The organism is Amycolatopsis sp. NPDC005232, assembly GCF_040607795.1.
Lineage (GTDB): Bacteria > Actinomycetota > Actinomycetes > Mycobacteriales > Pseudonocardiaceae > Amycolatopsis.
Genome location: NZ_JBEXHL010000003.1, coordinates 306,924 through 321,343, shown reverse-complemented (window position 1 = coordinate 321,343; position 14,420 = coordinate 306,924). Strand labels below are relative to the sequence as shown.

The following is a 14,420-nucleotide window of genomic DNA, read 5'->3' as shown; positions in this document are numbered from 1 at the left end:
TCCCGTAGTGACGCCGGTAACGGTTCGCGCGCGCGTTCCCTTGACCGGCCAACGCGCGCCCGGGCTTCTCCGGGGCGTTGGCGGATGGCCGGTTACCGGGCGTCGGTGTTGTCGGCCGATGCCTGGCGGGTCCAGTGGGCGAGGTTGTTGCGGAGGATGGGGATGTTCTTGTGCTCGGATCCGTGGATGCGTAGCCAATCGGCCAGCAGTGCCTCGTAGAGGTCGCGTGCGGTGGTGCTGTGGCCGGCTCGTCCGGTCCAGCTGGCGAGTGCGTGCCGGGTGAGCAGGGTGTCGAGATGGTCGGGTCCGAGTATTCGGGCCTGGTCGTCGGCGAGCGTCCTGCAGAGGTCTCGCGCCTGGGCCGGGTCGCCTGCGGCGCCGGTGGTTTGCGCGAGGCGGTAGCGGTTGTCCAGGGTGTGGTGGTGGTCGTTGCCGAGTGTCTGGCGCTGGTTGGTGACCAGTGCGGCGAAGAGGTCCCTGGCTCGCGCGGTGTCGCCGGCTTTTTCGGTCCACGACGCGAGGTTCTGCCGCGCGGTCAGGGTTCGGTGGTGGGTCGCGCCGAGGGTTCGGTGCAGGTCCGGCAGGATCGCTTCGCACAGATCCCGAGCCCCGGCCGCGTCGCCGCTGCGACCGGTCCAGGTGACGAGCGCTCCGTAGGCGTTGACGGTGGTGGGGTGATCCGTGCCGAGCAGCCGGCGGTAGTCGGCGACGAGGTCTGAGAACAGCTGCCGGGCTTGGTCGGGGTTGCCGGTGCGTCCGGTCCAGTGGGCCAGGCGTTCACGCGTCGACAGGGTCAGCGGGTGGTCGGTGCCCAGGACGCGCAGGGTGTCGGCCAGCAGGTCGGCGGAGGTGACGAGGGCGCCGGCCGGGTCCCCGGCTTCTCCTTGCCAGTGCGCCAGCGTGGAGCGAGTGTGCAGGGCGTCGGGATGGTCGGGCCCCAACACGCGCTCGCGGTCCGCCAGTACCGATCCCAGCTGGTCGCGGGCGTCGCCGGGGCGGCCCAGATCTCCGCTGACTGAGGCGAGGTTGTGCCGCAGGAGCAGCGTGGCGGGATCGTCGGCGCCGAGGAGACGGAGCTGGTCGGGGAGCAGGGCTTCACCCAGCGCCAGTGCGGCGACCGGGTCGCCGGCTTCGCCGGCCGTGTGGACGAGTTCCCTGCGCAGCGCCAGGGTATCGCGGTGCTCGGGCCCGGTGAGGCGTTCCTGGTCGACGAGGAGGTCGGCGAACATCTCGAAGGCCCTGGCGGGGTCGCCGAGGCGGCCGGTCCAGTGCGCGAGGCTATAGCGGGTGGTCAGGGTGCACTCGTGGTCGGGGCCCAGGATGTCGATCTGGTCGGCCAGCAGAACGACGCACAAGTCGCGCGCCTCGGCCGCGTGACCGATCTCGCCGGTCAGCCGTGCGAGCTGGTGGCGGGTGATCAGGGTGAACTGGTGTGTGGGTCCCAGGGTCCGTGCCTGATCGACGAGCAGGTCGGCGAACAGTTCACGCGCGCGACCGAGGTCTCCTGCCGCGCCGACCCAGGTGGCGAGGTTGCTGCGGGTCGAGAGCGTGGCGGGGTGATCCGGACCCGACAAGCGACTGCGTTCGGCCAGGATCGCCTCCGCGAGCTCCGCCGCGGCCTGGGGGTTTCCTGCCTCTGCGGTCCAAACGGCCAGACTCATCCGCACGGCGAGCTCATTCTCCGCGTCCCGATCGGGCATTTCGTGCACCCTCCCCAACGTTGTCGGCGCTCACATCGCGCTCGAACTGGGCGCCACCGACATCATCGACACCCGAGGGTGTGATCTCGGCGAGGACGTGCGCACCGTCACCGGTGGCCGCGGAGCCGACCACGTCGTCGAGACGACGGGCGTGGTGCCGGTGCTGGACGAATTCGTCGGGCCCTCGCCGTCGGCGGCTGCTGTGCCGTCGTCGGCGCGCCCCGCACCGGCAGCCGCGGCAGCTTCGATGTCCCGAGTCTGCCGCCGGGACGCACGATCCGCGGCGTGACCCTCGGCGATAGCGAGCTGGAAACGTTCGTTCCGTTCCTCGTCGATGCCTACCGTCGCGGCGCGCTGCCACTGGAACGCATCCAGCGCCGCTACCGCTTCGAGGAGATCAACCAGGCCGCCGCCGACGCCGCGTCCGGGAAGACCGTCAAGCCGGTTCTGGTGTTCTGATCGTTCGGCCGCGGGGCCGCATGGGCCGCCGCGCGAAATGGGCCTTTTCGTCCGCCCTGGCCGGATAGTGTGTGCCCATGACTGAGTCGAGACGTGCCGGCGAGACGTCGGAAGAGCTGGCCCGCACGTTGCGCGCCCGAGCCAGGAACGCCGCGGTCGCCGTGTTGCGCGAAGGGCTGGAAGAGATCGACGGGCGGCACGGCTCGGGCATCGCCGACGAGGTCGCCGGGATGATCGACGTCGCGGAGGTGTTCGCCGGTCTCGCCGACCGCGAGGTTCCGGCACGGCGGAGCCGCGAAGGCCGTGGGAGCCGCGGGGGCCGCGAGGACGACGACGAGCCGTGGGAGTTCAAGCCGCTGACCTCGTTGTGACCCCGCCGGTCACTTTTTCCAGTCGTAGCTGAGCGCGGGCGGGTGGTCGGACACCTTCGTGACGGTGAGGTTCTCTTCGGGGTGCGCGGCGGCGTACCGCGTCATCTCGTTGTAGATCCGGTCGCGCATGTCGGTGTCGCGCACCTCGATCGTGGCTCGCTGGCCGAGCTGGTCGGGGTGCACGCCCGGCTCGGAGCGGATCGCCAGGTTCCAGAAGTGCCGTTTGTCGCTGCCGTCGGCGCCCTGGCCGTCGTTGGTGAAGTAGACCTTGCCGCTTTCCTTGTCGTAGATCTGCTGGGTCACCTTGATCTGGTCGTCGCCCTGCGCGGCCGAGAAGTAGCCGGACGGGTCCTGGGACTGGGCGTCGCGGGCGTAGAACCCGACTTCGCCGCCGAACGCGCCGCCGAACCCGTAGCTGCCCTTCCACAGTTCCAGCCGGTACTGCTTCCCGGTTTTGGGATCGGTGAACTCCATGTTGTCGCCCTGGGCGCTGGTGCGGTCGAGGTCCGCGCCGATGAGCTTCTCCATCTTGTCGTAGATGTCATGCCAGCCGAGGTAGCTCTGCACCGAGTGCTCGCCGGTGGTGTAGAAATCGCCGCCCTCGACGTACTTGAAGCCGAAGTAGTCATAGATCTTCTGCGCGACCTCGGGGTCGCGCATGATCGTGTCCCAATCACCTTTGAGCAGGGCGAGATCGAGCTTCGGGTTCTTCGCGACGAGTGCGGCGAGACCGGGAATCTCGCGCAGGATGAGCGCGGCGATCTCGGCCGGGTTCCGCTTCTCGGAGCCGGCGAGCTCCCAAATCTGGCCCGTTTTGTTGCGGAGCTTCAAGCCCTCGGCGAGCAGGACCGCGTCGTAGGTCGTGACCACCCGCTGCAGATCGGCGAGCAAGACGAGGGCCTCGGCCTTGATGATCTTGTCCTGCGCCCAGGCGAACACGATGTTGCCCTTGCCGTGCGAGAGGTCCTTCCACACGTTGTCGAGTTTCGCCTGCAGTTTCTCGGCGTCCTCGCGTTTGCTCCTGGCGTCGGACTGCGCCTTCGCCAGCGCGTCGCGCACGACTTCGAACGATTTCGCCGACTCTTCGAGGTCCTCGGCCTGGTCCTCGCGGTTCTTCTTGAAGGCGTCCAGTGAGGAAAGGGCCGACTCCCCGGCGCCGCCGTGCCAGCCCTCGCTCAACTGGGCGCGGACGCTTTCCACGAGCGACTTGGCGTCCTCGACCGAGTCCTTGGTGGCTCTGCACGCCCGGGCCCGATCATCCAGTTCGGTCGTGCTGCCTTTCTCCACTTTGCCGGCGAGCTCACGGATCTTGTCGAACACCGCCGTCACCGGTCGATCCGTGCGAAACCGCTGTCCAGCGCTTTCAGGAACACGCCGCGTGCTTCGTCGTCGCTGCTGTCGTAACTCTTCGCGGCGTTGCCGATCGTTTCGACCAGACTGTCGACCTGCTGCTGCGCCGCGTGCAGATCTTCCTGCCGGGTCAGCAGCCAGACCTCGTAGTCGCCCGCGAAGCCACCGGCCCGATCCGTGCCGCCCACGTTCGGCGCCCCCGGCGCGGAGAGCGACGGCGGCGTCCCCTGGCCGAGCTTGGCCGCGGCGTTGCTGATGTTCTCGACATCGACCTCGAACCCCACAGAGCTTCCTTCCGCACAGTCCCGCTCGCCAGGCGGAAGTCACCGACGAGCTGAGTGACATCCCGTGTCGGTAATGTAACACTCGTCCGTTCTGAGACGTCGGGATTCCGTGCCCGGTTCCCTCACACTCACGCGGGGTTCCTTCCCGGATCCTGGACCCCCCGGGCCTTTGTGCCGCCTTCACTTTGTTCGCCTCGCCCGTCCTACCCCGTGAAACCCGGAATACCGCGATCGTCGCGGCGGCTGCAGACGCCGTCCGGCAGATGGTGCGCGTAGCGCACGGGGAAGAGGAGACGGGTCCATGACATCCCTCGCGGTGACACTGGAGATCGACGGCGCGGGCGCGCATCCCGCGGCGTGGCGCAGGGCAGCGCATCCACCGTCCAGGCACTTCGATCCCGGGCGGCTGCGCGCGCTGGGGGAGACCGTCGAGCGTTCCGGCTTCACAGCGGTGACGCTGGAGGACGACTTGCTGCCCGGCCCCGCGCCGGCGCCCGCGGGCCGTATCGGGTCGCTGGAGCGCGCCGCGTTCCTGGCCGAGGTGACGAGTGTGCTGGGGCTCGTGCCGGTCGTGTCGACGACCTACACCGAACCGTTCCACGTCTCGTCCGCCCTCGCCGCGTTGGACCACATCGGCTACGGCCGGGCGGGCTGGGTCGTGGGCAGCACCGAGAACCCGGCGGCCGCGCTCGCCTGGAGCCGCCCCGCGGTGACGGGGGAGGCCGCGCTGCGGCGCGAGGCCGCCGACAGCCTGCGGGTGGTGCGCGCCCTGTGGGACTCGTGGGAGGACGACGCGGTGGTCCGCGACGTGGCCACGAGCCGCTACCTGGACCGCGATCGCTTGCACTACATCGACTTCGAAGGCGAGACGTACTCGGTCAAGGGACCGGCGATCGTGCCGCGGCCGCCGCAGGGCAACCCGGTCGTGTTCGCCGCGCCGGAGCTGGTCGATCCGGCGGACGCCGACGTCGCCCTGATCTCCGGCCGGGACGTCAGGGCGGTGGCCGCGGCGTCGAGCCGGGCGAGCGCCGCACCGCGCCGGTTCGCCGAGGTCGAGGTAGCTCTGGACACCGAAGCACACAGTGGCGCCGAGCGGGTCGCGGACCTGGCGCGGCACGCGCCCTGGGCCGACCGCGGGCGCCTGCGTTACGTCGGCGACGCCCAGGGATTCGTGCGGCTGCTGGCCGACCTGGCCCGCACCGTCGACGGCGTGCGCCTTCACCCGCTTGTCCTCGACGAGGACCTCCCCACGCTCGCGAGTTCGGTCTTGCCGCGGCTGCGCGCCGAACGCCTCACCGTGGCACCCGTTCCCGGGCAGTGGCTGCGCTCGACGCTCGGCCTCGCCGCGCCCGCCAACCCGTTCGCCACCACCGAAGGTTGAGCCGATGACCCGCACCGATCCGCACGACGTTCCTCGCCCGCACGCGAAGCTGCACTTCGGCGTGTTCTTCCAGGGCGTCAACCACTGGACGATCTGGACCGACCCGCGCAGCGGCTCGCAGATCGCGCCCGAGTCCTACCGCCAGGTCGCGCAAACCGCCGAGCGGGGCCTGTTCGATGCCTTCTTCCTCGGTGAAGGACTGCGCCTGCGCGAGATCAACGGGCGGGTGCACGACCTCGACGTGGCCGGCCGGCCCGAGGCCATCACCCAGCTGTCCGCGCTGGCCGCGGCCACCCGGCACATCGGCTTGGTCTCGACGTCGAACGTCACCTACAACGACCCGGCCGACCTGGCCCGCCGCTTCACCGGGCTCGACCTGCTCTCGGGCGGGCGCGCCGGCTGGAACGTCGTCACGACCGACAACGCGTGGACAGGCGAGAACTTCCGCCGCGGCGGCTACCTCGACCACGCCGATCGCTACCGGCGCGCCGAGGAAGTGCTCGACGCCGCGCGGGCGCTCTGGGACTCCTGGGCCGACGATGCCCTCGCCACCTCGACCGACGCCGATTCGTGGGCACGGGAGGGCTCGATTGCGCCCGTCGTCCGCCACAGCGACCTGGTCGACATCGAGCTCACCGGCGGGCTGCCGCGCAGCCGCCAGGGTCACCCGGTGATCTTCCAGGCCGGCGACTCGTCGGAGGGGCGCGACTTCGCCGCCCGCAACGCCGACGTGATCTTCTCCGCTCATGGCTACGACTTCGACGACGCGCTCGCGTTCGCCGATGACCTCCGCCGACGCCTCACCGCGGCCGGTCGCGGCCCCGAGGAACTGCGCATCCTGCCCGGTGCGTCCATCATCATCGGCGACACCGAGGCCGATGCCGAAGAAAAGGCCCGCTGGGTGCGGCAGCAGCAGATCACCCCCGGTACTGCGCTGGCCCAGGCGACGCTGCTGTGGAACGTCGACTTGTCGGCCTACGACCCCGACGGGCCGCTGCCCGCCATCGAACCGCGCGAACAGGACGGCAGCGGTGCCTTCGGTGCCGCCCGCGTGGCCGACTCGCGCGCGACCGTCGCGCGGTGGCGCGAGGAGGCCACTGCCCACGGCTGGTCACTGAGGCAGACGGTCATCGAGCTCGGGCAGCGCGCCCGCAGCCATGTCGGCACTCCCGCCGGGTTGGCGGAAAAGTTCGCCCGCTTCGTCCGAGAGGGCGCGCTTGACGGCTTCAACGTCTCGCCCTATTTGGTGCCCGACGGTCTCGACGACATCGTCGACGCCCTCGTTCCGGCACTGCAGGAGCGCGGTCTGTACCGCACCGAATACGCCGGAACCACACTGCGCGAGCACCTGGAACTGCCACCGGCTCGACGCGCGGAAGGTGCTGTGCCGGTCGCAGAGGTCGGCTGATCGCGCAAGTCAGATCTACTGTGGACAGTGGGCCGCCCCTCTTGGAAGTCTTCCAGTCAGGGGCGGCCCACTGCCGTAGGGCGGTCCGGATGATCTGACCGAACAATCCTTTGAGGACGTTCAAGGGTTGGGATGTACCCGGGAGGTGCCGGTACAAAAGTGTTGTGGCACAAAGAAGTTCCTTCAGTCAACGCCGAGACGGGGCGGTCCCACTGGCTGGAAGCGCGGTTTCCGTGCAATTTCATGCTTTAGGGTGACGACATTGGTCATTGGCCGCGCGGCGCGTTCCGGCTTCCGCGTGAAAGGCCGGTGCGGGGTTCGAGGAGAGCCTGGTGAGCTTGCGCAGCGTCAAGAGAACTCTCGTGTCGATTTCTTCCCTGTGTGTCACGGAGTCACTCGTGAGTTCTCCTCCGGTCACTCGCCTCGAGACACCGTCGTCCCGACCGCCCACCGACGAAGCCCGTCTGCGCGAGCTCGCCGCACGGCGGGTGCTGCCGTTGCGCAGGCCCGGCCGCTGGATCGCGGCCGCTGTCGTGCTGGTGGTGCTGGCGCAACTCGTGCACGCGCTCGTGACGAACCCGGTGTTCCAGTGGAATGTGTTCGGCTACTGGTTCTTCCGGCCGGTGATCCTGGACGGGCTGGTGCTCACCCTCGAGCTGACCGGGCTGGCCGCGGTGTTCGGCTTGGTGGGAGGGGTCGTGCTGGCGTTGATGCGGTTGTCGCGAAACCCGTTGCTGCAGGCCGTTTCCTGGGCCTACGTCTGGATCTTCCGCTCGATCCCGCTGATCGTGCTGCTGCTGTTCCTGGCCAATGTCACGGCGCTCTACAGCACGCTGAGCCTCGGCATCCCGTTCGGGCCGTCATTCCTGCACTTCAGCGCGACGGACCTGCTGAGCTTCTTCGTCGTGGCCGTACTCGGGTTGAGTCTCAACGAAGCCGCGTATGCCGCGGAGATCGTGCGCTCCGGGGTGCTGTCGGTGGACCAGGGGCAGCTGGAAGCGGCTGCCGCGCTGGGGCTGCCGCGGTGGCGCCAGTACCGGCGGATCATCCTGCCGCAGGCCACGCGCGCCATCGTGCCCGCGTACGCGAACCAGCTGATCGGCCTGCTGAAAGGCACCTCGGTCGTGTACATCACGTCGCTGCTGGAGCTGTTCGGCGTGGTCGAGACGCAGGCGAGCACCAACAGCGGCCAGATCATCCCGCTGCTGCTGGTCGGCACCGTCTGGTACGTGATCCTCACGAGCGTGCTGTCGGTGGTGCAGTACTACGTCGAGCGCTACTTCTCCCGCGGCGCGCTGCGGACGGTGCCGCCGACGCCGTTGCAGCGGTTCCGGCGCCGGCTGCGCTCGCTGGGGGTGGCCCGGTGAGTGAAGTGCGAGTGCGCAACGCGGTGAAGTCCTACAGCGGCGTGCGGGTCCTCGATGACGTCGACCTCACCGCGCCCGCGGGTGAGGTGACCGTGCTGCTCGGTCCGTCCGGTTCGGGGAAGTCGACGCTGTTGCGGGCGATCAACCACCTGGAGCGCCTCGACAGCGGGTACGTGAGCGTTGGTGGCGAGCTGGTCGGCGTGCGGGTGCACGGCGACCGGTTCAAGGAGCTGAGCGAGCGCGCGATCCTGCGCCAGCGCTCCCGCATCGGGTTCGTGTTCCAGCAGTTCAACCTGTTCCCGCACCTGACGATCCTTGACAACGTCATCGAAGCCCCGGTCGTCACCCAGCGCGTCGCCCGGGCGACAGCCCAGGCCCGGGCGCAGGAGCTGCTGGCCCGCGTCGGCTTGGCGGACAAGGAAGCCGCCTATCCGCGTCAGCTCTCCGGCGGCCAGCAGCAGCGCGTCGCGATCGCCCGCGCCCTCGCGCTGGAGCCGAAGCTGATCCTGCTCGACGAGCCCACGTCGGCGCTCGACCCCGAACTCGTCGGCGAGGTGCTCTCGGTGATCCGGGACCTCGCCCGCTCCGGGACGACGTTGATCGTCGTCACCCACGAGATCCGCTTCGCCCGTGAAATCGCCGGCCACGTCGTGTTCCTCGACGCCGGCCGTGTCGTCGAAGAGGGCCCGCCCGAGCAGGTCCTCGACCATCCCCGCCACGACCGCACCCGGGAGTTCCTCGGGAAGGTCACCCGCACCGAAAGCGCAGGAATCCCATGAGACGACGCTCCTTGCTGCCCCTCGCCGCCGTCACGGCCGTCGCCCTGTTCGCCGGCGCCTGCGGCGGCAGCACCCAAGCCGCGACGAACCCGGACGGCACCCACACCGTCAACGTCGCCGCCAACACCAGCGACGAGCACCCGGTCACGCTGACCGTGCCGACCGTCGCCGAGATCCGCGCGAAGGTGCCGAAGGCGATCCTCGACCGCGGCAAGCTCGTGATCGGTGTCGGCGCACTGCCCTCGGGCTTCCCGCCGCTGGCCTACGTCGGCACCGACCAGCGGACCCTCACCGGCGCCGAGCCCGACCTCGGCCGGCTGGTGGCCGGCGTGCTGGGGCTCGAGCCCGACGTGCAGAACGCGTCGTGGCAGAACCTGTTCGTGCGCCTGCAAAGCGGGCAATTCGACGCCGGGTTCTCCAACATCACCGTGACCGAGCAGCGCAAGCAGCAGGGCTTCGATTTCGCCGCCTACCGAGAGGACAACCTGGGCTTCGAGGTCAAGCGCACCAGCGCGTGGAACTTCGACGGCAACTACGAAAGCCTCGCCGGCAAGACCGTCGCCGTCGACTCCGGCACCAACCAGGAGAAGATCCTGCTGGAGTGGAAGAACCGGCTCGAGTCCGAAGGCAAGAAGCTGGACGTGCGGAACTTCGCCGACAAGAACAGCACCTACCTGGCTCTGGACTCCGGCCGCATCGACGCCTACTTCGCGCCGAACCCCGGCATCGCCTACCACGCCGCGCAGACCGCGAGCACGCCGAACCCGACGCGCAGCGCGGGCAAGTACTCCGGGGCCGGCGCGACACTGCAGGGCCTGATCGCGGCCACCACCAAAAAGGGCAACGGGCTCGTCGAGGCGCTGTCGGAAGCCATCGACTACCTCATCCAGCACGGCCAGTACAAACAGTGGCTCGCCGCCTACGGGCTCGAGAACGAGGCCGTCGAAAAGGCCGCGGTCAACCCGCCCGGACTCCCGCTGGACAACTCGTGACCGAAGCGGACACCACCGAGCCGCCGGGCGCGGCGACCACTGTGGACGAGTCCGTTTTGGACGAGCCCGCGTGGGCCTCGCTCACCGGCCCGCACGCACACTTCGCCGAACGCCGCGGCCGCATCGTGCGGTACCCGGTCGACGTGGCCCCGTTCCTCGCCATCGATCCCACGGCGAGCGGGCCGGTGTGGGGCGACCTCGCCGCGCTCGCCGGCCCCGGCGCGGTGGTGCCGCTCCTCGCCCGGGCCGGCACGCCACCGCCCGGCTGGGAGGTCCTGCGCGAGGCCGCGGGCGTGCAACTCGTGGACCACGGCGTAGCGGCCGAACCCGATCCCGAGGCGGTGCGGCTGACCGAGGCCGACGTACCCGAAATGCTCGACCTCATCGCCCGCACCCAACCGGGCCCGTTCCTGCCCCGCACCGTCCTGCTCGGCACGTACCTCGGCCTGCGCCACCGCGGTGCCCTCATCGCGATGGCCGGGGAACGCCTGCACCCGCCCGGCTGGACGGAGATCAGCGCCGTCTGCACCGACCCCGCCCACCGCGGCCGCGGCTTGGCAACCCGGCTCGTGCTCGCCGTCGCGGCCGGGATCCGCGACCGCGGCGAAACCCCGTTCATGCACGCCGCGGCCCACAACCACAACGCGATCCGGCTGTACGAGTCACTCGGCTTCCGGCTGCGCCACCGCACGGTCTTCGGACAGGTACGGGTGCCGGGGGTGGTCAGGGGCCGCTAGGGCGTTTCCTGCCGCGGTTGCCGAGCGGGTCGAACGCCGGTGAGTGGGCGTTCCCGTCGATGACGTGGTGCACTTCGGTGCTCCGGCCACCGCGGGAAAGGCCGATCGCGTGGTCAGACGGCTCGCTGCGCAGATCAGTGTGGTTCGACCCAGCCACCTGTGGGACGCGTGATGGTGGTGGGGTGCTGATGTGCCCGTGCGCTCGTGGAATCGGCCGACGCCGTCGCCCGCGCGTCGGAGAAGGGACGGCCGGGGCTGCCGCAGGTCGGCGGTGCGGAGGGTCTCGGTTTCCGGCCCTCGGTCTCATCCTTCTGGAGTGCTGGCAGGGGAGCGCGAGTATCCCGGCGCGATGGCCGGCTGCGGTAGCGACGCTGCGTGGGCACACGGCCGTTTATCCGGCTGCATTCCGGGTACTCGTTTGCTCCGGCGTCGACTGCAGAGGTCCGGCGGCGGCGCAGCGTCACGAGTCGATCAGGGCCCGGCTGGGCTTGCTGACGCGGTGGCGGGAGGCGCGCGAGAGGTTGGGTTTGATGGCCATGCGACACGCATTTCATCACGAACTGGCTCGGCTCGGCGCCGAGATGACGGCGATGTGCGTCGCGTGCTCGGAGGCGATGCGGCAGGCCACGGCGGCGTTGCTCACCGCGAACTTGGAGCTGGCCGAGCAGGTGCTCGGCAGCGACGTCGAGCTGGATCTGCAGCGCGCCGAGTGCGAAGAGCACGCTGAGGCGCTGCTGGCGTTGCAGGCTCCCGTCGCCCATGAGCTGCGACTCGTGCTCGCCGCGGTGTACTGCGCCGACAAACTCGAGCGCATGGGTGACCTCGCCGCGCACATCGCCGGCACAGCGCGCTTCCAGCACCCGGACCACCTCGACTCCGCCGAGCTGGAAGAGAAGTTTCGCCGCCTCGGCGACCTCACCGCGGGCATGGCCGACCGGCTCGCGGACATGATGGCGGCGCCGTTCGCGGGCATGTTCACCGAGCTGGACAACGCCGACCAGGCGGTGGACGACCTGCACGCTCAAGTACTCGACCTGATCACGAGCCAGGACTGGAAAGGCGGCGCCGCCGCGGCAGCCAACGCTGCCCTGCTGGCTCGGTTCTACGAGCGCTTCGGCGACCAGACCGTGTCGGTGGCCAGACGCCTCGAATTCACCGTGACCGGAGCCGTGCCCGTCTGACTCTGGCCGCCGAGCGCGCCACCGACACCGACGACGAACAGGCCGACTACACCGAGCAACTTGCCCCTGCCGCGCCACGGCGGTGCGGCGATAGGAGGCGGCGAAGACCGCGGTCGCGACGAGGTTGAACACGAGATGGCCGGATCAGATCGCGGCCTTGGCTCGGGCCGCGCCCGCAGCGAGGTTTACCCGCTTCCTTGCCGAACGACTCAGCACCGCAGGGTGTCAGTCGTAGACACCACCGGGTGTCAGGTGCCAGGTCATGGTGACTGTGGTGCCGTGAGGTGTGGGCGTGATGGCGACGTCGTCGGCGAGGGCGCGGATGAGGGGCAGGCCGAGACCGTGGCACAGGTGGGGGCCGCGTGGTGGCTGCCATCGGCCTTCGTCAGTGACCGTGATGCGGAGGCTGCGCTCTTCGTGGTGGGCCCGCAATTCCACCCCGCCGCTCGCGGAGCCCGCTGCGTAGGCGTGCTCGACGGCGTTGCTCAGGGCTTCGTAGACCGCGAGTTCCACGTCGGTGACCAGCGGCGGCGCCAAGCCGCGGGCGCCGGCCCAGCGGGCGACGGCCCGGCGCAGCGTGGCCGCGTGGGGCACGTGCGCGGGCTCGTGGAGATGCAGCGTGGCTGGGGGACGGTACTGCGGGGCGCTCGCGGGGCACATCGCGGCCACTCCTCGACGTCGGCTGGACGTGGTCTGCTTTCTGCGTACCCGTCGGGGCCGAGGCTATGCGTGGTCGTCCGCGGTTCAGCCGGTTTCGTCCGTGACCTGGTGCGGTGCGCCGACGGGTTCGCGCTCGGGGAGCCGCGGACTCGCGAACCGCGGCCCACGGGACCCACGCCGACCACGTCACCCAGCTCGCCGTCACGCGCCACGAACCGCCCAGTGCCCGGCGCGCCACGCGGGCGCCGACCGCGCAAAAGGCCGCGACGAACAGCCGTTCCAGCTGACGGCCGAAGGCGTGCAGCATCCCGCGGTACTCGTGGGACCGTTCCTCCGCGCGCACCGCGACGGCGGCGACGAACACGGCCCGTCGAGCTGCTCATGGCCGGCGTCGCGGTGCTCTCGCGTTCCTGCCGTACGCGGTTGCGGAACTCGTGCACGGAAACGGTTTCGTGGCTGGGGCTCGGCGTGGCCCTCGGTGACGGGCTGCTGCACGGCTTCTCAAGCAGCCCGAGCCCGATGCCAGCGACCAGCATCACGAGCGGGGTCGAGAACGGCCGGTCGGCGACCAGCTTCGACAGTACGGCCGCGGCGAGCGCGAGCAGCCCGGCGACGCCGAAGAGGACGGTCAACATGGACACCGCGACACCTGCTGATCTTCCGGGTCACCGATTTCGGGGTCTACCCGCCGGACGCGCGGCGCAAACGCGGCCCTCAGCCGGCCACGACGGTGTGGTCCGAGCGCGAAACGAGCTCGCCGATCACCGGGTGGCCGGGCAGTTCGCCCGCGACCAGCAGTCCGCCGGAAGTCTGGGCGTCGGCCAGGAGCAGGGCTTCGGTCTCGGTGGTCCGCGACAGGTCCGCGTGCGGGCGGACCCAGTCGAGGTTGCGCCGGGTGCCGCCGCTGACGTAGCCGTCACGCAGCGCTTCGCGCGCGCCGTCGAGGTAGGGCACGGCCGCCGGGTCGATTCGTGCGGTGACGCCGCTGGCGCGGGCCAGCTTGTGGAGGTGGCCGAGCAGCCCGAACCCGGTGACGTCCGTCGCGCACACGGCGCCCGCGGCCAGTGCGGCGACCGAAGCGTCGCGGTTGAGCGTGGTCATCGTGGCGATGGCGTGCTCGAACCGCTCGCCGGTGGCCTTGTGGCGGGAGTTCAGCACGCCGATGCCGAGCGGCTTGGTCAGGGTAAGGGGCACGCCCGGGCGGCCGGAGTCGTTGCGCAGCAACCGGTCCGGGTCCGCCGTCCCGGTGACGGCGAGGCCGTACTGGGGTTCCGGGGAGTCGACGCTGTGGCCGCCCGCGAGGTGGCACCCCGCTTCGCCGCACACGTCGAGCCCGCCGTGCAGGACCTCGGCGGCCAGCTCGAACGGCAGGACTTCGCGCGGCCAGCCCAGCAGATTCACCGCGACCACAGGCGTACCGCCCATCGCATACACATCGGACAGTGCGTTGGCCGCGGCGATCCGGCCCCAGTCGTACGGGTCGTCGACGACCGGGGTGAAAAAGTCCGTGGTCGCGATGAGCGCTGTCCCACCGGAAATCCGGACAGCCGCCGCGTCGTCACCGGCGTCCAGGCCGACCAGCAGCTCACCGGCCGCGTTCACGGGCCGGGCGCCGGTGAGACCGCCGACGACGGATTCGAGCTCACCGGGCGGGATCTTGCACGCGCAGCCGCCGCCGTGCGCGTACTGGGTCAGCCGGATGGTCATGGCGCTCATCATGCGCGGGCGCCGCCGTGTTGGCAGGATGGCGG

At 70.2% G+C, this 14,420-nt stretch carries 14 protein-coding genes; 9 read left to right on the top strand and 5 right to left on the bottom strand.

Annotated elements, in window-relative coordinates:
* Nucleotides 1–92: 92 nt before the first annotated feature.
* Complete coding sequence (locus ABZU76_RS08750; RefSeq protein ID WP_354866542.1) at nucleotides 93–1,700, bottom strand: tetratricopeptide repeat protein; 1,608 nt, start codon at nucleotides 1,698–1,700, stop codon at nucleotides 93–95.
* Nucleotides 1,701–1,985: 285 nt separating this feature from the next.
* Between ABZU76_RS08750 and ABZU76_RS08745 the strand changes: the two genes are divergently transcribed.
* Both ABZU76_RS08745 and ABZU76_RS08740 read left to right on the top strand, forming a co-directional pair.
* Nucleotides 1,986–2,159 carry a hypothetical protein gene (locus tag ABZU76_RS08745; RefSeq protein WP_354866540.1) on the top strand — a complete coding sequence of 58 codons (174 nt, stop codon included), beginning with the start codon at nucleotides 1,986–1,988 and terminating at the stop codon, nucleotides 2,157–2,159.
* A 77-nt stretch (nucleotides 2,160–2,236) separates the two neighbouring features.
* Nucleotides 2,237–2,530, top strand: a complete 294-nt coding sequence (locus ABZU76_RS08740; RefSeq protein WP_354866538.1) for a hypothetical protein — start codon at nucleotides 2,237–2,239, stop codon at nucleotides 2,528–2,530.
* A gap of 9 nt (nucleotides 2,531–2,539) precedes the next feature.
* Here ABZU76_RS08740 and ABZU76_RS08735 read toward each other — a convergent pair whose 3' ends face one another.
* Together ABZU76_RS08735 and ABZU76_RS08730 are read right to left on the bottom strand one after the other, a co-directional pair.
* Nucleotides 2,540–3,859 (bottom strand): DUF4474 domain-containing protein, encoded by a 1,320-nt coding sequence (locus ABZU76_RS08735; protein ID WP_354866536.1) that lies wholly within the window; start codon nucleotides 3,857–3,859, stop codon nucleotides 2,540–2,542.
* A complete protein-coding gene (locus tag ABZU76_RS08730; protein WP_354866534.1) occupies nucleotides 3,856–4,164 on the bottom strand; it encodes a hypothetical protein in 309 nt (102 codons plus the stop codon). The genes ABZU76_RS08735 and ABZU76_RS08730 overlap by 4 nt, the downstream gene beginning before the upstream one ends.
* A 301-nt stretch (nucleotides 4,165–4,465) precedes the next feature.
* On the opposite strand from ABZU76_RS08730, the gene ABZU76_RS08725 reads away from it, so the two are divergent.
* From ABZU76_RS08725 to ABZU76_RS08695, 7 genes are all read left to right on the top strand, one after another.
* The gene (locus ABZU76_RS08725) at nucleotides 4,466–5,545 is read left to right on the top strand and encodes an LLM class flavin-dependent oxidoreductase (RefSeq protein WP_354866532.1); all 1,080 of its coding nucleotides are present in this window, start codon (nucleotides 4,466–4,468) and stop codon (nucleotides 5,543–5,545) included.
* Between the two features lie 4 nt (nucleotides 5,546–5,549).
* Nucleotides 5,550–6,953 (top strand): NtaA/DmoA family FMN-dependent monooxygenase, encoded by a 1,404-nt coding sequence (locus ABZU76_RS08720; RefSeq protein WP_354866530.1) that lies wholly within the window; start codon nucleotides 5,550–5,552, stop codon nucleotides 6,951–6,953.
* Nucleotides 6,954–7,351: 398 nt separating this feature from the next.
* Nucleotides 7,352–8,320: an amino acid ABC transporter permease gene (locus tag ABZU76_RS08715; RefSeq protein WP_354866528.1), complete on the top strand. Its 969-nt coding sequence runs from the start codon at nucleotides 7,352–7,354 to the stop codon at nucleotides 8,318–8,320.
* Nucleotides 8,321–8,325: 5 nt separating this feature from the next.
* Nucleotides 8,326–9,099, top strand: coding sequence for an amino acid ABC transporter ATP-binding protein (locus ABZU76_RS08710; RefSeq protein WP_354866795.1), 774 nt, complete (start codon nucleotides 8,326–8,328; stop codon nucleotides 9,097–9,099).
* Complete coding sequence (locus tag ABZU76_RS08705) at nucleotides 9,096–10,091, top strand: transporter substrate-binding domain-containing protein (protein ID WP_354866526.1); 996 nt, start codon at nucleotides 9,096–9,098, stop codon at nucleotides 10,089–10,091. The genes ABZU76_RS08710 and ABZU76_RS08705 overlap by 4 nt, the downstream gene beginning before the upstream one ends.
* Nucleotides 10,088–10,828, top strand: a complete 741-nt coding sequence (locus tag ABZU76_RS08700) for a GNAT family N-acetyltransferase (protein ID WP_354866524.1) — start codon at nucleotides 10,088–10,090, stop codon at nucleotides 10,826–10,828. The genes ABZU76_RS08705 and ABZU76_RS08700 overlap by 4 nt, the downstream gene beginning before the upstream one ends.
* Nucleotides 10,829–11,358: 530 nt before the next feature.
* On the top strand, nucleotides 11,359–12,009 hold the full coding sequence (locus ABZU76_RS08695; protein ID WP_354866522.1) for a PhoU domain-containing protein: 651 nt from the start codon (nucleotides 11,359–11,361) through the stop codon (nucleotides 12,007–12,009).
* A 225-nt stretch (nucleotides 12,010–12,234) separates the two neighbouring features.
* Here the strand turns inward: ABZU76_RS08695 and ABZU76_RS08690 are convergent, their stop codons facing one another.
* Both ABZU76_RS08690 and selD read right to left on the bottom strand, forming a co-directional pair.
* The gene (locus ABZU76_RS08690) at nucleotides 12,235–12,669 is read right to left on the bottom strand and encodes an ATP-binding protein (protein WP_354866520.1); all 435 of its coding nucleotides are present in this window, start codon (nucleotides 12,667–12,669) and stop codon (nucleotides 12,235–12,237) included.
* A gap of 714 nt (nucleotides 12,670–13,383) precedes the next feature.
* Nucleotides 13,384–14,376, bottom strand: coding sequence for a selenide, water dikinase SelD (gene selD, locus ABZU76_RS08685; protein ID WP_354866518.1), 993 nt, complete (start codon nucleotides 14,374–14,376; stop codon nucleotides 13,384–13,386).
* Between the last annotated feature and the right edge of the window lie 44 nt (nucleotides 14,377–14,420).